Genomic DNA, 17,803 nt, shown 5'->3' with positions numbered 1-17,803 from the left:
TGGTCTCCTATCATCATGTCATCATGTTAATCCCAATCACACCAGATGCTCATACGCTTCCATATGGATGTCATCAAAGCTGCTCATCTGCGTGTACACAGCCGCCGCCATATCTAAAAGCGGAAACAGGGCCGCTGCGCCGGTGCCCTCCCCCAGACACATTCCCGCAGAAATGGCGGGTTTAAGGCCAAGGGCATCAAGGACCATTGCCCCGGCAGGCTCGGCTGAAATATGGGAGGCCAGCAGATATCCTTTTACATCCGGGCAGATTCTGACGGCAGCCAGAGCGGCTGCCCCTGTTATGAGTCCGTCCAGCACCACCGGCAGGCCGCAGGCCGCGCAGCCAATATAAAAGCCGGTCAGGGCCGCCAAATCCAGGCCGCCCACTTTGGACAGCGCGTCCACCGGATCCTTCCCGGACGGCTTGCGGATACGGATTCCTTCCCTTATGACCTGCACCTTGCGGTTGTAACCGGCTGTGGTCAGACCTGCCCCCCGGCCCGTCACCAGTTCGGGGTCCATATCCAGAAGTACGGAAAGAAGGGCGCTGCTGGTAGTGGTATTGCCGATTCCCATTTCTCCGGAGCCGGCCAGCACATACCCCCTTTGTTTCAGTTCCGCGGCCATATCTGCTCCTGCCTCCATGGCCTTCACTGTTTCCTCCCTGGTCATGGCAGGTTCCTCCAGGAAGTCCTTTGTCCCATATGCCACTTTCCGGTTCACCATGCCGGGAACCGCGTCATGGCAGGCCATACCCACATCCACAGGAATCACATCGGCCCCTGCCTGACGGGCCATAAGGCAGACACATGAATTTCCCTGAGCCATGTTTCCTGCCACAATGGCGGTAACCTCCTGTCCTGTCTGGGTCACGCCTTCCTTTACAACGCCATTGTCCCCACACATGACCACAATGGCCCTGGGATGCAGGCTGACTGCCAGGCTGCCGGATGCAGCGGCTATGCGTATGATATCCTCTTCCAGGACTCCCAGGCTTCCCAAAGGCTTGGCCACCTTATCCCAGCGCTGCTTTGCCTGACGCCTGAGGGCCTGGCTGGCGGGCTTAATGCTCTTCATTGCTTCCTTCAATGTCATAGCTCATGTTCCTTTCCGTCATGTTCCTCGTCGTGTTCCTCGCCATGTTCCTTTCCATATTCCACGCACTGTCCGGCAAACCTTTGAACCAGTTCAGGGCAGGAAGGATAATAAAGGTGGGGGAATCCGGCCATCACCCGTTTCGCTGTTCTCATGCAGGGCCAGTAACGGCCGCCATTTGGCTTGACAGCCCTCATGCAAAATTCATCCTCCCCGCACCTGCAGTCCCAGTAATGAAATTCATGGCCTTTTATCTCTGCCCCTTCCTGAAGAAAGGGAAGGCTGCGATTGGGCCGCAGGGTTATGTATCCAAACCTGCCGGTTTTTCCGGCCCTGTATCCATGGCCCCTCAAAACACCTGCCATGGGATATTCCTTTCCGCCATCCCCCTCCAGACTGTCCAGCAGATAGAGGTACCCCCCGCACTCTGCCAGAATGGGCATCCCGGATGCGGCCGCTGCCGCCACCGAATCCCGCATGGTCCTGTTCGCCGCCAGAGCCTCCCCATGGTTTTCAGGATAACCGCCCCCCAGTATCAGCCCGTCCAGTCCCTCCGGCAGTTCCTTCTGATGGAGCGGGCTAAAATATACAAGCTCGGCTCCAGCCTGTTCCATGGCCCTTAGGTTGTCCTCATAATAAAAGCAAAATGCCTCATCCCTGGCAATTCCCAGACGAAAATGCGGTACGGTTCCAGTTTTGGACTCAGTTCCCGGCCCGTTCCACGGCTTCCCGACGAAGCATGCCTCTGCCCGGACCAGTACCGCCCTGTCACAGCCGCCTGCGTCAGCAGCAATCCTCAAAAGCGGTTCCCACTCCAAATTGTCATCCATCCGGTCGGCCAGCTGTTCCAGCTGCTCCCTGATTCCATCTATCTCATCCGGAAGCACCAGCCCCAGATGACGGCTTCCCACCTGAAGGAATTTCAGTTCAGGCAAATATCCTATGACCGGAATCTGAAACCGTTCCTCCACCATGGGTTTTAGGCGGTTATATATCATGGGGGACATGCGGTTGAAAAAGATGCCCTTTATGTTATTTTCTTTATCACTGTTCCCACGGCAGCCTGAGTTTCCGCAAATACCTCCATGTGCTTTGTGAGCTTTTTTCTCACTATCTGTTTCCGCCATCATATCATACTCCAAAAATCCCTGAATCAAAGCCATCAGCGATAAGCTGGCTCCTCTTCCATCCACCACCAGAATGGCCGGAAGTTCAAGAATACTTCCAATCTCAAAGGAACTCCCCTGAACGGACACGCCCCCCAGACCGTCAAAATATCCCATGACACCTTCTGCCACCACAAAATGGTGTTCCATGCTCCGGGACAGCTTCTGTCTCATATGTGTCCCGGTCTCAAAAAAGCTGTCCAGGTTGCCATTTTCCACTCCCAGCACCCTGCGGTGGAACAGGCCGTCAATGTAGTCCGGTCCGCACTTAAATGCAGCCGGATTATATCCCTTTCTCTTAAGAAGGGTCAGCAGGCCGCAGGTTACCATGGTCTTCCCGCTGCCGCTTCCCGGAGCCGCTATCATAACTCCTGCCATTGTATATCTCCCCCGTCGTCTTTTGGGTCCTGCATGACCGCCACATATACCGGGTTCTGCGCCTTTGGCATATGGTAGCTTCCCACCGCATCCACGGGGGCCGCCCATACCTGGGTTATCTCTCCTGTGGCAAATTCAAATTCCTTCATACACGCCAGAATCTCGCCCACTGTCTCCAGTGTAATGGCATTGGCCACGATTCTCACATGGGGATTGGCGTCAAGAAGGGCTGCCACGATTTCACGCATACGGCCGCCGCTTCCGCCGATGAATGCGTGGGTGGGCGGTTCCAGTCCCTTCATGGCCTCAGGCGCCTCGCCTTCCACAATGTGAAATCCCATCCAGCTTCCGTGGAACTTCTGGCAGTTGGATTCAATCAGCTGCAGGGCTTCCCGGTTCCGCTCAATGGCATACACCTGGCCGCTGCCGCCCCGCTTGCGTATCTCCATTCCCATCTCCACCGCCACGGAGCCGGTGCCGGCCCCGATATCATAGCACACGGCCTGGGTGCCGATACACAGCTTCTCAAGGGATATCCTCCGTACCTCCTTTTTTGTCATAGGCACCTGGCCCCGGATATAGTCGTGATCCTCGGGACCGGGCTGGGGATAAAGCTGTCCTTCCGCCGCCTCTGTATTCTCCACCAGTACACAGGCCAGGCTGCCAAAGGGAAGGCGCTCATCCTCCATTAAAAGCTCGGCAGGAGTCATTTCCCAAGCAATGCGTTCATCCTCGTATGAAAAATTTTCTCCGGCCCATATGGTCACGTTGCTCATTCCGCTGCTGACCAGCTGGCGGCACAAATCCGGCACGCTGCCGGCTCCGCCCAGCAGGATAAAGCAGCTCTTGAAGCTGCGGATATGGGCAGCCACATCGCAGTCCCGTCCATGGCTGCTGACCGGATGGACATTCTGCCAGCTCTTTCCCAGCCTGGCGCAGAAATAGGACAGGCTGGACACACCCGGAACAAATTCCACGTCCCATCCCTCCCGCACAAATGCCTTGGCCGCCGCCTCAGCCCCGCTGTAAAAGCCGGTGTCTCCTGACAGCACCAGGGCTGCCTCATCCCACCGGAAGCTGCCCAGCCACTGTACCATCTCACTGGGCTTATAGGCTGAAAATACCCGCTTCTTATCGGTGTACGCGCTGACGCTGTCCAGCATCCGGTCCGCCCCCATCACCACCTGGGCCGCCTCCAGGCAATCCATTGCCCGGCCCGTCAGCTGGTCCTCTCCCCCCATTCCTATGCCCACCAGATATACGATTGGCCTTAAATCATCCATATATGCTTCCTTTCTTTTCATGTTCCATCCACTCCTTTAGCTGTCCCTTTATCTCATCCAGGGATATGCCTTCCCCGCTGCCCGGCCGGTCAATCACCACTGCCGCAGCACCGGCCCTGTGCGCTGCCTTTATCTTTTCCGAAAAGCCTCCGGCTGCGCCGCCGTCCTTGGTCACCAGATAAGCGCATCCGTATTCCCTGAGCTGTACCAGATTCATTTCCTCTGAAAAAGGTCCCTGCATGGCGATGATATGGCGGCCCTCAAATCCCAGACTCCTGCACTGGGCCACGGCCTCCGCCGAGGGCAGGACCCTGGCATAAATCCTCTGCTCATAATCCCTTATTCTTGTGTACGCGGCCAGCTCCTTGCTGCCCGTGGTCACCAGAATATTTCCCGTCACAGAGGACAGCCATGTGACTGCCGCCTCCACATCCGGCATATGGATTACTCCCGGCCGGCTGTCCCCGGCCCCCGGTTCACGCAGGCACCTTATAAGCCGCAGGCCCTTTCTTTTGGAACAGGCAATTCTTATGTTTCGGGTTACTTCCACCGCATATGGATGGGTGGCGTCAATGACCAGTTCCGGCCGCAGCTTATCAAACATCCGCTCCATTTCCGTAACATTAAGACGCCCCTGGCGTATCTCCATGCATCCGTCATGGTCCGGCCTGCATATATCCTCCAGCAAATCCCTTCCATATCCGGTAGCCACACAGATTACAAAGGGTCGGTTAAGCTCCTGAAGATATTCAGCCAGCAGCCTCCCCTCCGTGGTCCCTGCAAACAGTATGATACTCCTCTTAATTTCCTTCATACCTGTAACCTCTCGGCGTGACCATATAGGGGCCAATCTGCCTGGTATGGGAATTGCCGATGTAGACCGTGGTGAACATGTCCACCCGGCGTTCCTTCAGCTCCTCCAGGGTAAGGACCTCCGTCCCTTCCCCTTCCCTGCCGATGTTCACAGCCAGCCCGCACACGGTATGCCCTGCCCTGTACTTAAGAATACGGCTGCACGCCTGCCTGAAATAGTCAGGCCGTCCCTTGCTGGCCGGGTTGTACAGACATATGACAAAATCCGCCTGGGCCGCGGCCTCTACCCGGTTCCATATGACCTCCAGGGGCGTAAGCCGGTCGCTTAAGCTTATGACAGCAAAATCGTGCATCAGCGGGGCTCCCAGAACCGCCGCCCCCGCGCAGGCAGCCGTGATTCCCGGCACTGTCCTGACGCTGACGCCGGGATACTGCTTTGCCAGTTCCAGTATGAGGCCCGCCATTCCATAAACCCCTGCGTCCCCGCTGCATATCATGGCTGTATTCTTTCCCTCCATACAGCATTCAAACGCCTTCCGGCACCGTTCCTCTTCCCTGGTCATGGCAGTGGTCAAAAATTCCTTTTGGGGGAACAATCCCCTTACCAGGTCCACATAGACCGTGTAACCGGCTATGACCTGGCACTGCTCCATCACTTCCAGGGCCTGTCCCGTCATCTGCTTTTTTTCTCCTGGTCCCATCCCCACCACATAGAGTGTTCCGGGCTCCTGTTTCCTCTGGATATCTTCACGGCCCACACGGAATCCGGTGGTAAAGGCGGGGTCGTAAAGCTTTGATCGCTCATAGCCGGTCTGGGCCACGGTATTTCCCACCACAATAAGCGCGGTCTTATGGATTCCTTCCCTGTCTGCCGTCTCCTTTAAGGCAGCTACCGTACACCGGACCACCTTCTGGTCCGGCCAGGTTGCCTTATATACAATGGCTGCGGGCGTATCCCCCGGATATCCGCCCTTCATCAGCTCCTCTGACAATTCTCCCGTCATGCCGGCGCTCAGGAATATCACCATGGTGCTGCCGTGGGCAGCAAATTTCCCTATGGATTCCCGTTCCGGCACAGGTGTCCTACCGGCCATCCTGGTTATGACTACACTCTGGCTGATGCCGGGCAGGGTATACTCCATCCCAAGCGCTGCGGCGGCTCCGCAGAAGGAGCTGACCCCGGGACATATATCATAACCTATCCCCCTAGCATCCAGACCGTCCATCTGTTCCCGTATGGCACCGTAGAGGCAGGGATCCCCGGTATGAAGGCGCACCGTGGTAAGACCGTCCCGTTCCGCCTGTTCCATCACTTCCATGACCTGCTCCAGGTCCATGGAGGCGCTGTCATAAATCCTGGCATCCTGCCTGACCCAGTCTAAAAGCTCCCGGCTGACCAGGGAACCCGCATATATGACCACATCTGCCTCTGACAAGAGTCTCTTTCCCCTGACCGTAATCAAATCAACTGCGCCCGGACCTGCTCCTACTATATGTATCATCTCATTCCGCCTTTCATCTATTCCTCATTCTGTCCGTAAAAAACATAAGCAAATCATCTGCGCCGGTGGTTGCGCCCAGTATTCCGCGTTCATTGGTAAATACAATGGCCTCTGCCCTCAGACGTTCACCGGCCCGCCGTTTCATATGCTGTTCCAGCCGCCCCATCACCCGCTTCATCACCTGTTCACGCAGGCCATCCTCTGTCTCCAGAAGGCGCAGCCCCTCATCCACGGTCACTGCTTCCAGAATCTGTTCCACCAGCTCTCTTTTCGCGCCGCAGGCAGCTCCGTGGGCTGCCAGGATTTCCATTCTCCCATCCGCCCAGGAGGAATGGGTATTCATGATACCGGCTGCCAGTTTGATTAGCTTACCGCCATGGCCTATGAGCAGTATGGACTCAGCACCTTCTTCCACCGCCATGTCAATGGTACTGCCTATGAAGTTGCTGCATTTCACAGCCTGTCCCAGGCCAAGACCAAGTACATTGCCTACAAAGTTCTCACCGTAATTTCCCGGTGTCACCAGGAGGTTCTTCTCCCCCTTACGTATCCTCTGCCTCAGCTCCAGCCGTATGGTGTCAAGAAGCGCTGTCTCGCTCATGGGCTCCACCATTCCGCTGGTCCCCAGTATGGATATGCCTCCCTGGATTCCCAGACGGCTGTTAAAGGTCTTATCCGCCACCTTAAAAGCTCCCGGTACACGGATTTCAATGGAAAGCACACCCTTAAAACCGGATTCCCGGCACACACCGGCCACCTGTTCAAATATCATCTGCCTGGGAACCGGGTTAATGGCCGCCTTTCCCACTTCGCAGCTCAAACCGCACTGAGTTACCCTTCCCACTCCCACTCCTCCGGATAAATTCAGCCGTAATCCGTCCTTCTCATACACATAATCCCCACCGGCACCGCTGACATCAACGCTGTCCGCATCCGGCAGCCGGACCTGTGAATACACCATAAGCCCGTCCGTCACATCCGGGTCGTCGCCTGCATCCTTTCTGACACCGCAGGATACACGGTTCTCCCCCGTATCCATTTCCTCCACCTCCAGGTCCAGACGGACTCCCTTTGGCGTTGTCAGGGATACCTGCTCCATTCTCCTGCCCTGCAACAACATAACGGCAGCTGCCAAGGAAGCCGCTGCCGCACAAGTACCTGTGGTGTATCCCCATCTCAATTTTTTCTGATTCTTATAGATGTACGAATCTGCCATAGTCCCACCTGCTGTCCAACATCTGACTTAAACTATGGAAAAGTATATCATATCCAACTGCATTTCTCAATGTCTAATTTCCCTGTGACCGGCTCCTGCAACCGGCTCTATGGCTGCCGCCACCGTCACCCCTTCTCCGGCCCGCTTATGTATCAGAAGGATTCCTCCCCCGGCCGTACAGGACCTTTCGCAGACATTGCCCACGCCCACCGTGGATCTTACAAACTCGGATTCCTCAAACTCTCCTTCCACAGCCAGCAGTTCCCCGGATGTAAATGTACGAAGCTCCCACCCGTACCTGCCGGCCAGCTGCGACACCGCTGCCTCTTTGGCCTTAATGTCAATGGTGGACAATGCCTTTACCGCCGCCGGGTCAATGCCACTATCCTCCAGCGCTTCCAGGACACGGCGTTCCAGGACATCCGGCGGGGTTCCCTTCCTGCAGCCCACGCCCACCACAACCATCTTTGGAACCAGGCGAAGGAAGGAAGGCCTTTCACTGTTTCGGAATGTAATCCATATGTTATGCCTGCACACGCTATTCATGCATATATTATGTCTGCATATGCCCTTGGCGCCCTCCCCAAAGATTCCTGTTTCTCTGTCTGAAATCCAGTTTCTCCAAGACCCGGCGCCGGACGCGCTCTCCGCCCCATGGCACTCCGCGTCACAGAAAAAACCCACCTTCCCGCCATCCAGCAGCCAGGCAGAAATCTCTTTGGCCTCTTTTCTGTCTGTTATGCAAAGACCGCTGCGGGCTGCAAAGACATCCACCGCAAATACACCGTTGACATCCGTTGCCGTGGTTATGACCGGTATGCCCTGAAGCCAGCCCGCCATCCTTTCAGCCAGCTCATTGGCTCCCCCCACATGGCCTGACAACAGGGGGATACAGAAATGCCCGGCTTCATCAGCCGCCACCACAGGAGGGTCTGTCATCTTATCCCGGACAAAGGGCGCAATAGCCCTGACTGCAATACCGGCCGCGCCGATGAACACCAGCGCCCTCTTCTGTCCAAACATGGATCCGGTCCATTCCGAAAGGGAATTGTCCTGAGGCAGGATACCCTCCGCCTCCCATTCCGGCTTCCAGAAGCGCCGCGGCACATATCCTTGGCACTCTGTTCCTGTATCCCTGAACCGGCGGCACAGCAGGCGGCATATTCCGGCGCCTCTTGCCGTAAAACAGATCATTCCTATCTTCATTCCCGTCTCCTTTGTATCATTCCTGATTACAGATATAAAACAGTATATCGGAAAATCATTCCTGCTGCAATGCCTCTTTCTTAAGTTCCCGTTTGCGCTTTGTGATAAGGCCCCCTATCTTGCCGCTTTCCTTGGCTGTCAGGCTTCTCCATCCGCCCTCCATGACCTTTGCGTCCAACCCCAGTTCCTGGGCAATCTCAAACTTAAGCTGGTCCTGTGCACTCAGGTTATGGGGATCAAATGCCTCATTCTTCTTAGACTTTCCCATGTAGGTTCTTGCTCCTTTCTTGCTGATACAAAATAAGTACAAATGGATTATACCCAGGCAGGGGCCTGCCTATACCGCTCTTACAACTTATTCCAATTGCCCTTGCAATTTAATTTGTTGTATATTATACTGAACCTATATGGATTGTTTCATAACGTACCGTCACAGGATAATTTATATGGCTTTTGTTACCCTGTTGATATACAAAAGAAAGGAAGGGCACCGTGAACATTGCAGTCATCGACGACTCGATAGATGAGGCTCGTCAGTTAGCCGGCTTTATATCTACCTATTGTTCTGACACACATACCTGCCAGCAGACGACCATCTTCAATACTGCCGCCGATTTCCTTCGCTGCTGGGAAAGGGGCAGCTTTGACCTTATATTCTTAGATATTTTTCTCCGGAATGAGACTTCCGGCATCCGAATCGCTGAAAAGGTCCGTAAGGATGATGATTCCTGTACCATCGTGTTCACCACCAGCAGTACGGATTTTGCCCTGAAGGGATATGAGGTCCGGGCTCTGGATTACATGGTAAAGCCCATCCGCTATGAGAAGTTCAGCCATACCATGGAGTATTTTATGTCTGTATCCCGCAGGAAGCAGAGTCATTATATAGAGGTAAAGGAAAGCCGCATCATGCTTAAGATTCCCGTTGACTCTATCCTTTACACAGATTATTCAAACCACTACATACAAATCCATCTTCCCGACAAGACGGTCCGCACTTATATGCGGTTTGAAGATTTTTCCGGTATGCTCCTTATCTACACCCAGTTCATATGCTGCTACCGGAATTGCATCATCAACATGGACAAGGTTTTCTCCATAGAGAAATCAGAGTTTATTTTGACAACCGGAGAACATCTGCCTATTACCAGGACCATGCGGTCGCAGATTCATCAGCAGTATGCAGATTACCAGTTCTCCAAACTAAACGGAGGCATCTGATGAGGTCCCAGGGAAACGCGGTGAATTCTTCCATTTCCCTGCCTCAGAGCCTTCCTGTCCCGGAGATAGACTTCTGCACCATCCTGGGCAACCTTCTCTCCAACGCAGTGGAGGCATGTCAAAGGCAGACCCAGGGAACGCCCTCCATCACCATCAACATCGGTCAGGCCGGCGAATCCATGATTGCCCTTTCCATACAGAACACCTATTCCCATCTCATACGGATGAAGGACGGACGTTTCCTCTCATCCAAACGGGAGGATATGGGAACCGGCACCACCTCTGTGCGGTATCTGGCGGAACGGTATCACGGCATATTGAAATTCGATTACAGCAACGTTTTTGTTCCAGTATAGCACGGAACCAGGCACAATCACAAGCTGATATGGAGATTAAAGGCAATTAAGCATCAAAAAAACCGGCTATGGGCCAAAGCCCATAACCAGTCCTCATAAATTCAAATCTTATGCTTCTGTGTACTGTGACATGGCATCAATGTCCACGTCAGCCACATCCGCATCCTGTGCAGCAGGTGCCAGCATGGCCTTGATGCTTAAGCTGATTTTGTGGTCAGCCTCGTTAAAGTCTACTACCTTAGCCTCAATCTCCTGGCCAATCCTTAAAACATCAGCAGGCTTTTCAACATGCTCCCTGGAAATCTGGGATACATGAAGCAGTGCGTCCACACCTGGCTCCAGCTCAACAAAAGCGCCGAAATCAGTCATACGTGCCACACGGCCGTATACCACGTTGCCAACCGCGTACTTGTCAGCTGCATTGACCCATGGATTAGCCTCAGGGAACTTAAGGCTCAGGGCAATCTTCTCTCCCTGGATATCCTTAATCAGTACCCTTACCTGGTCGCCTGCCTTGAATACCTTCTTAGGATTCTCAACACGGCCCCAGCTCATCTCGGAAATATGAAGAAGTCCGTCTGCACCGCCCAAATCAATGAACGCGCCGAAGTCAGTTACGTTCTTAACTGTTCCGTCAACGGTATCGCCTGGCTGGATTCTTGCGAACAGTTCTTCTTTCAGCTTCGCCTTCTGTGCAACCAGAAGCTGTTTCCTGTCGCCGATGATTCTTCTTCTCTTAGGATTGAATTCTGTGATAACAAAATCAACATTCTGACCTGCATACTTGGACAGGTCCTTCTCATAGCTGTCAGATACAAGGCTGGCCGGAATGAATACCCTTGCGCCCTCAACCTCAACGCTTAAGCCGCCGTCTAATACCTGTGCTACCTTTGCCGTCAGAACCTCCTGATTCTCAAATGCCTCTTCAAGACGCTTATTGCCTCTGTCAGCTGCCATACGCTTATAGGATAAGGAAACCATGCCTACGCCGTCATTAAGCTTAATGACCTTGGCCTCCATCTCTTCACCAATCTGTACTTTTGTGGTCAAATCCACGTTGCTGTCGTTGCTGTATTCGTCACGGGTGATAACTCCCTCGGACTTATTACCTGCAATACTCAGTATTATCTCATCTTTGCTGACTTCGATGACCTGACCGGTGACTATCTCTCCTGTACGTATTGGTTTGGTTGATTCTTCCTCTTCCTTTAATAACTCTGCAAAACTCTGCTCTGCCATTCTGGTATGAACCTCCTCAATAATTTTTCTTGGGGTGGATGCCCCAGCTGTAATACCTACGCTGCGCACAGAAGATACACTGTCAGGATCTAAATCGCCGAGTGTCTGAATGTAAAAAGTGTCTTTACACTCCTTGAGGCATATCTCGTAAAGCTTCTGGGTGTTGGAAGAATGCCTGCCGCCAATCACAATCATAGCGTCCACCTGCGAAGCAATTCTTGCTGCCTCCACTTGTCTTTCCTGTGTTGCATTGCAAATCGTATTTAAAACACTACTATCATAACCCTTTTTTAAAAATTTTTCAACTAATTCTTTAAATTTGTTGTAATTAAATGTCGTTTGGCACACGATACATAACTTTCGGCCCTCGGGCAGGCGGTAGCTGTCTACCCCCTCCCCATCCTTTATAACCGTAGTATGTTCATTCCCCCATCCCTTAATTCCTTCCACCTCAGGATGGTCCGGGCTTCCGATGATTACCACTGCCTCCCCGGCCGCGGAGTGCTCCGCCACAATGCGGTGTATTTTCTTCACAAAGGGACAGGTGGCATCCACGATGGCCACGTTCCGCTCCTTCAAGATCTCATACACATGCCTGCTGACGCCGTGGGACCGGATGATGACCGTTCCCTGGTTTTTGGGAAGCGCTCTCAGCTCATCCTCTGTCTCCAGAACCATAACACCCTTATCCGACAAATCCTTTACCACTTCCTCATTGTGGATAATGGGGCCGTAGGTGTAGATGGGGCCGGATGCCTTTTTGCTCTTCAGGGCTTCGATCTGTTCATAGACCTGGTCCACTGCACGTTCCACGCCAAAGCAGAAGCCGGCGCTCTTTGCTACTGTGACTTTCCTGTCCATGGCTATCCCTCATACCCCCGCTCCCTGGCTATGCGTATGATGGAATCCACTGCCTGGTCGATGGTCATGTGGGAGGAATCCAGGAGCACCGCGTCTTCCGCCTGCCTTAAAGGCGAGTTCTCCCGGTGCATGTCCCGGTAGTCCCTCTCCTCTATATCCTTCTCGATTTCCCTGATATCGCAGGCCTCCCCCTTTTCCTCCAGCTCCCTGAAGCGGCGTCTGGCGCGGATTTCCACAGAGGCAGTCAGGTAAATCTTAGCCGGAGCGTCCGGCAGCACGCAGGTGCCGATATCCCGGCCGTCCATGATTACATCCGCCTCCCTGGCCAGCTGCTTCTGGAGCTGAACCAGTTTCTGCCTGACAGGCCCGTACACAGACGTGGCGGACGCCATGCGTCCCACTTCCTCTGACCGAATCAGTCCTGATACATCCTCTCCGTTTAAAATGACCTGCTGGGCTCCGTCCGCATAGCGGATGGTGACCTCCACCTGAGAGCAGGCCCTGGCTATGGCCTCCTCATCCTCCGGCGATATGCCCTGCCTGATAAAATACAGGGCCATGGAACGGTACATGGCTCCCGTATCCACATATACAAATCCCAGCTTTTCAGCAGCCAGCTTCGCGATGGTGCTTTTACCGGCGCCTGCCGGACCATCAATGGCAATATTGAAATACTCCATGTGTTGCATTCTCTCCTGTCCTGTGTTCATGTAATTTTATTGTACTCATGTATTCTGCCGAGCCAGGCATCCCCGGTGTTCCCGGCGCTATGACGCCGCAGCCTTTCCGGCCGCCCAGCCCGTGGACCATGCAATCTGAAGGTTAAAGCCGCCTGTCACTGCGTCCAAATCCAATATCTCCCCCGCAAAATACAGGCCCCGGACTTTCTTGGACTCCATGGTGGAGGGATTTACGTCCTTTACGGATATGCCGCCCTGGGTTATGATGGCTTCCTTATAGCCTCTGAGCCCGGTCAGGGTAAACTCCAGGGCCTTGGTTGCCTCTGCCAGTCCGCGCCGTTCCTCCCTGGTGACCTCATTCACCTTCTTATCCGGGTCCACTCCGCTGAGGGCAATGATAACCGGAATCAGCTTTGCCGGATAGAGGCGGCTCAGGGCGTTCTTAAACTGCCTGTTCCTGCTGTCTGAAAAATCCCTGAGGATGCGCTCGTCCAGCTGTTCCCATGACAAGGCCGGCTTCAAATCAATCACCAGGCGCAGGGGCTTCTTCCTTATGGCCTTGGCGCAGAAGGAGCTGGCGCTTAAGAGCACGGGTCCGCTGACCCCGAAATGGGTGAACAGCATTTCTCCAAACTCCCTGTACAGCTCCCTTTTTCCGTCATATACAGCCGCCTCCACATTTTTAAGGGAAAGGCCCTGCAGCTCCTTAACGGTCTCTGTCTCCTTTACCTCAAAGGGAACCAGGGCCGGCGACAGCTCCGTAAGTCTGTGGCCGCTGTCCACAGCCCATTTAAGGCCGTCCCCGGTGGATCCGGTGGTGGGATAGGACAGGCCGCCGGTAGCCACGATGACACGGTCGGCTGCCTGTATCCTGCCGCCGCACCGTACGCCCTTACACACGCCGTCCTCCACCGCCAGCCCGTCCGCCTTCTGATTCAGGCGCACCTTGACTCCTGCCTGTCTCAAAAGGCCGGACAGGGTGCTGATGACGTCTGACGACTTGTCGGACTGGGGAAATACCCGGTTTCCCCGCTCCACCTTCAGGCGAAGCCCTGCCTGTTCCAGCAAATCCATCATGTCCTTGTTTGTAAAACCGTAAAAACTGCTGTACAGGAATTTGGAATTGCTTACCACCGAGCCGAGCAGCTCCTCCATATCGCAGGCATTGGTCACATTACACCGGCCCTTGCCTGTGATGAACAGCTTTTTACCCGGCTTTTCGTTCTGTTCCCACAGCTCCACGGCAGCGCCTTCCCTGGCTGCAGCTATGGCGGCCAGCATGCCGGCCGCCCCTGCGCCAATTACAATTACATGGTTCGTCTCACTCATTTGTCTGTCTTTACTTCCTTTATTTTCTTTTCCAGGGCATCCACCACAGTCTGGAGGACCTTTACCCTGGCATATCGTTTGTCATTGCCCTCCACCACAATCCATGGGGCATAGGTGGTGGAAGTGCGTATGAGCATCTCGTTGACCGCTTCCTCATACTGGTCCCATTTCTCACGGTTGCGCCAGTCCTCGTCCGTAATCTTCCACTGCTTGGCAGGATTGGCCTGGCGTTCCCTGAACCTGCGCTCCTGCTCATCCTTATCAATGTGGAGCCAGAATTTAAGAACCACTGCTCCGGCATTGGCCATATGGGATTCCATCTCGTTGATTTCCTGGTAGGCCCGTCTCCACTGGGCTTCCGAACAGAATTCTTCAATCCGCTCCACCATGACCCTTCCATACCAGGTGCGGTCAAAGATGGCGATGTGGCCTGCCTTTGGCACATTGTTCCAGAATCGCCACAGATAGTGGTGTACCTTCTCAATGTCATTGGGGGCCGCCGTTGGATTCACCCTGTATCCTCTGGGGTCCAGATTGCTGGTCAGACGTTTGATGGCTCCTCCCTTACCTCCGGCATCCCAGCCCTCAAAACCGATGACAACCGGAATCCTGAGACGGTAAAGTTCGCTGTGAAGCTCTGCCAGACGCTTCTGAAGCTTTTTCAAGCGGGTCTTATACTCCTCCTCCGTAAGGCTCTTTGAGAGGTCGATGCCGGAGAGCACGCCGTTCTTAAACCGCTCCCTGGTCTTGGCTTCCTGCCTCTGCGCCGTTTTTTCGTCTTCCGGCCTGCGGTGCTCCAGCTCATATTCCAGGCGGTCCATAACCGAGCTGACGATTTTAAGGGCGGCATAATCCTTGTCCACTGCTTCTATGATGACCCAGGGCGCATAGTCTGTATCTGTTTTCTCCAGCATCTCCTCATTCATCTTCAGATACCGGTCAAAGTCCTTATTCCTGTTCCAGTCCTCGTCCGTCACCCGCCAGGAGGTCTCCTTGGACCCCTCCAGCTTCTTAAAACGCTTCTTCTGCTCATCCTTGTCTATATACAGGAAAAACTTCATGATGACAGTGCCGTCATCGCACAGCTGTTTCTCAAAGGACAGGATATCCTGGTACGCATCCCCAAGCTTATCCTCCGGGGTAAGGCCGTCAAAACGGTCCACCTGGACACTGCGGTACCAGGATCGGTCAAAGACAGCGATTCTGCCCTTTGCAGGCGTCTTTGTCCAGTAGCGCCACAGAAAGGGCCGCATCTGCTCGTCCTCCGTGGGGCGGTCGCAGGCATAGACATCAAAGCCCCTGGGATCCAGGGCCTGTATGAGCCGGTTAATCTGCACTCCCTTGCCGGCAGCTCCCATTCCCTCAAACACCAGAATGACCGGAATTCCCGCATCCTTACACTCTCTCTGCAAAAGCCCCAGCTTCTCTTCCGCCTCGTCCATGACCCTGCGGTAAGTCTTCTTGTCAACTTTTTTACTTAAATCAATCTTTTCAAGCATATGACCCCCTCCTTCTCTTCCTGTTTACTATTTTATCCAGTATATCACACTTTCAACTATAATAAAATGAAAAATTGGGCAGGGGAAGGCGGGACAGGGGAAACCCGGACAGGGGAAACCCGGACAGGGGAAACCCGGACAGAGGAAACCCGGACAGAGGAAGCCCGCTCTGCCTCACCTCAGAAAAAGCCCCGCAGAGAAATCATTCCCCGCGAAGCTTCTTGTGTACTATACAATAAGCAGACTTCCTACAGTTCCGTGGTCACGAATATATCATAGATGGCCCTGATTGCCGTCTCAAAATCATCGTTCTCCACGCCGATGATGATGTTCCACTCACTGGATCCCTGGTCGATCATCTTCACATTGACTCTTGCATGGGCCAGGGCGGAAAAGATGCGGCCGGCTGTTCCTCTGGTGGAACGCATGCCCCGTCCCACCACTGCAATCAGCGCCAGGTCTGACTCCAGTTCCACTGTGTCCGGCTCCACAGCCCTGTGGATTCCGGCTATGACGGACTGCTCAAACTCCTCGAATTCCGACTGGTGCACATAGACGGTCATGGTGTCGATGCCGGAGGGCATGTGCTCAAAGGAGATGCCGTACTGCTCAAACACGCTGAGCACCTTTCTCCCAAAACCAACCTCGGCATTCATCATGGCCTTTTCTATGTTGATGGAGCAGAATCCCTTCTTGCCTGCAATGCCGGTGATGGTGTAACGCGGCTTGCGGCAGGTGCTCTCCACAATAAGGGTTCCCTTGTCCTCAGGACGGTTAGTGTTCCTGATATTGATGGGGATGCCTTCCTTGCGCACCGGGAAAATGGCGTCCTCGTGAAGGACGCTGGCTCCCATGTATGAAAGTTCCCTCAGTTCCTTGTATGTAATGGTCTCAATGACTTCCGGATTCTCCACGATTCTGGGGTCTGTCACCAGAACACCGGATACGTCTGTCCAGTTCTCGTACATATCTGCGTGAATGGCCTTGGCCACAATGGATCCTGTAACATCTGAACCGCCTCTGGAAAATGTTTTGATGGTCCCGTCCGGCTTGGAACCATAAAAACCAGGGATGACAGCCTTTTCCACATGCTCCAGGCGCTCGGACAGCTCCCGGTTGGTGTGATCTGACTCAAAATTTCCGTTTTCATCAAAGAAAATGACTTCCGCCGCATCCACAAATTCAAATCCCAGGAAGTGGGCTGCCACGATGCCGTTTAAGTATTCCCCGCGGGAAGCAGCGTAATCCCTGCCTGCCTTTGCCAGAAAATTCTCCTCTATCCTGTCAAATTCGTGGTCCAGGTTCAGGTTTAAATCCAGGCCGTCGATGATATCCATATACCTGCTCTTAATCTTCTCCAGGATTTTCTTATAGGACCTTCCTTCTGTCACTGCGTCGTAACAGGCATAGAGCAGGTCCGTCACCTTCTCATCCTTGTCGCTTCGCTTGCCTGGCGCGGAAGGAACCACGTATCTTCTGGACTTATCCGATTTAATGATATCCGCTACTTTCTTAAACTGTCTTGCACTGGCCAATGAACTTCCGCCGAACTTCACCACTTTTTTCATCTTGTCTGTCTCCCTTGTTTCTTTGCTATGCGCCGGATATGGAACGTATTTCATAAACTCAACTACCACCGGCTAAAGCCGGTGGGTTGATGCGGCCTAAAGGCCGCCGTTAAGCGACTGAAAGTCGCAGTGGGGGCTAAAGCCCCTGCTTTTGCGACTGAACTCACAGCAGGGCTGAAGCCCTTTCTTCTTAGACTGTAGTCTACTAAAGCCCTACTGAAGTAGTCATTCTTCTCCTATCGAAAAATTATCGTAGCCTTCTTCTTTTCCCTGCTTCTCTATATATTCTTCTATCATTTTTTGATCTACTTCCCCTACCGTTCCGCAAAAATATCCTCTTCCCCATATATGCTGTCCCCAATATTTCTTTTTCAACTTCGGGAATTCTTCC

At 53.7% G+C, this 17,803-nt stretch carries 15 protein-coding genes and 1 pseudogene; 2 read left to right on the top strand and 14 right to left on the bottom strand.

Annotated features, from left to right (window positions below):
* Positions 1–36: 36 nt before the first annotated feature.
* From cobT to G614_RS0112975, 8 genes are all read right to left on the bottom strand, one after another.
* The gene (gene cobT / locus G614_RS0113010) at positions 37–1,095 is read right to left on the bottom strand and encodes a nicotinate-nucleotide--dimethylbenzimidazole phosphoribosyltransferase (protein ID WP_027642294.1); all 1,059 of its coding nucleotides are present in this window, start codon (positions 1,093–1,095) and stop codon (positions 37–39) included.
* Positions 1,092–2,639 (bottom strand): cobyrinate/hydrogenobyrinate a,c-diamide synthase, encoded by a 1,548-nt coding sequence (locus tag G614_RS0113005; RefSeq protein ID WP_027642293.1) that lies wholly within the window; start codon positions 2,637–2,639, stop codon positions 1,092–1,094. Before G614_RS0113005 ends, cobT begins: the two co-directional genes overlap by 4 nt.
* Positions 2,624–3,943 (bottom strand): bifunctional cobalt-precorrin-7 (C(5))-methyltransferase/cobalt-precorrin-6B (C(15))-methyltransferase, encoded by a 1,320-nt coding sequence (locus tag G614_RS0113000; RefSeq protein WP_027642292.1) that lies wholly within the window; start codon positions 3,941–3,943, stop codon positions 2,624–2,626. The genes G614_RS0113005 and G614_RS0113000 overlap by 16 nt, the downstream gene beginning before the upstream one ends.
* On the bottom strand, positions 3,915–4,736 hold the full coding sequence (gene cobK, locus G614_RS0112995) for a precorrin-6A reductase (RefSeq protein ID WP_027642291.1): 822 nt from the start codon (positions 4,734–4,736) through the stop codon (positions 3,915–3,917). The genes G614_RS0113000 and cobK overlap by 29 nt, the downstream gene beginning before the upstream one ends.
* Positions 4,723–6,237: a precorrin-4 C(11)-methyltransferase gene (gene cobM / locus G614_RS0112990; protein ID WP_027642290.1), complete on the bottom strand. Its 1,515-nt coding sequence runs from the start codon at positions 6,235–6,237 to the stop codon at positions 4,723–4,725. The genes cobK and cobM overlap by 14 nt, the downstream gene beginning before the upstream one ends.
* Positions 6,238–6,250: 13 nt before the next feature.
* Positions 6,251–7,453 carry a cobalt-precorrin-5B (C(1))-methyltransferase CbiD gene (gene cbiD / locus G614_RS0112985; RefSeq protein WP_027642289.1) on the bottom strand — a complete coding sequence of 401 codons (1,203 nt, stop codon included), beginning with the start codon at positions 7,451–7,453 and terminating at the stop codon, positions 6,251–6,253.
* 66 nt (positions 7,454–7,519) lie between these two features.
* Positions 7,520–8,659 (bottom strand): cobalt-precorrin 5A hydrolase, encoded by a 1,140-nt coding sequence (locus G614_RS0112980; RefSeq protein ID WP_027642288.1) that lies wholly within the window; start codon positions 8,657–8,659, stop codon positions 7,520–7,522.
* A gap of 55 nt (positions 8,660–8,714) precedes the next feature.
* The gene (locus G614_RS0112975) at positions 8,715–8,927 is read right to left on the bottom strand and encodes a small, acid-soluble spore protein, alpha/beta type (RefSeq protein ID WP_002567278.1); all 213 of its coding nucleotides are present in this window, start codon (positions 8,925–8,927) and stop codon (positions 8,715–8,717) included.
* A gap of 224 nt (positions 8,928–9,151) precedes the next feature.
* Here G614_RS0112975 and G614_RS0112970 point away from each other — a divergent pair, with 224 nt between their 5' ends.
* Complete coding sequence (locus tag G614_RS0112970; RefSeq protein WP_027642287.1) at positions 9,152–9,880, top strand: LytR/AlgR family response regulator transcription factor; 729 nt, start codon at positions 9,152–9,154, stop codon at positions 9,878–9,880.
* Positions 9,881–9,888: 8 nt separating this feature from the next.
* Positions 9,889–10,236, top strand: a pseudogene (locus G614_RS0112965) (ATP-binding protein); the annotation flags it as partial.
* 108 nt (positions 10,237–10,344) lie between these two features.
* Here the strand turns inward: G614_RS0112965 and G614_RS0112960 are convergent.
* The 6 genes from G614_RS0112960 to G614_RS27430 form a co-directional block, all read right to left on the bottom strand.
* On the bottom strand, positions 10,345–12,336 hold the full coding sequence (locus G614_RS0112960) for a bifunctional 4-hydroxy-3-methylbut-2-enyl diphosphate reductase/30S ribosomal protein S1 (RefSeq protein WP_027642285.1): 1,992 nt from the start codon (positions 12,334–12,336) through the stop codon (positions 10,345–10,347).
* A 2-nt stretch (positions 12,337–12,338) separates the two neighbouring features.
* Positions 12,339–13,016, bottom strand: a complete 678-nt coding sequence (gene cmk, locus G614_RS0112955) for a (d)CMP kinase (RefSeq protein WP_027642284.1) — start codon at positions 13,014–13,016, stop codon at positions 12,339–12,341.
* Between the two features lie 87 nt (positions 13,017–13,103).
* Complete coding sequence (locus tag G614_RS0112950) at positions 13,104–14,345, bottom strand: NAD(P)/FAD-dependent oxidoreductase (RefSeq protein WP_027642283.1); 1,242 nt, start codon at positions 14,343–14,345, stop codon at positions 13,104–13,106.
* Complete coding sequence (pap, locus tag G614_RS0112945; protein WP_027642282.1) at positions 14,342–15,844, bottom strand: polyphosphate:AMP phosphotransferase; 1,503 nt, start codon at positions 15,842–15,844, stop codon at positions 14,342–14,344. Before pap ends, G614_RS0112950 begins: the two co-directional genes overlap by 4 nt.
* Before the next feature lie 248 nt (positions 15,845–16,092).
* Positions 16,093–17,412, bottom strand: coding sequence for an aspartate kinase (locus G614_RS0112940; RefSeq protein ID WP_027642281.1), 1,320 nt, complete (start codon positions 17,410–17,412; stop codon positions 16,093–16,095).
* Between the two features lie 225 nt (positions 17,413–17,637).
* On the bottom strand, positions 17,638–17,803 hold a 166-nt coding region (locus tag G614_RS27430), incomplete at its 5' end, for a transposase (RefSeq protein WP_044917739.1).

It is taken from the genome of [Clostridium] clostridioforme AGR2157 (assembly GCF_000424325.1).
GTDB classification, from domain to species: domain Bacteria; phylum Bacillota; class Clostridia; order Lachnospirales; family Lachnospiraceae; genus Enterocloster; species Enterocloster clostridioformis_A.
This window is presented reverse-complemented; position numbering and strand designations above follow the sequence as displayed.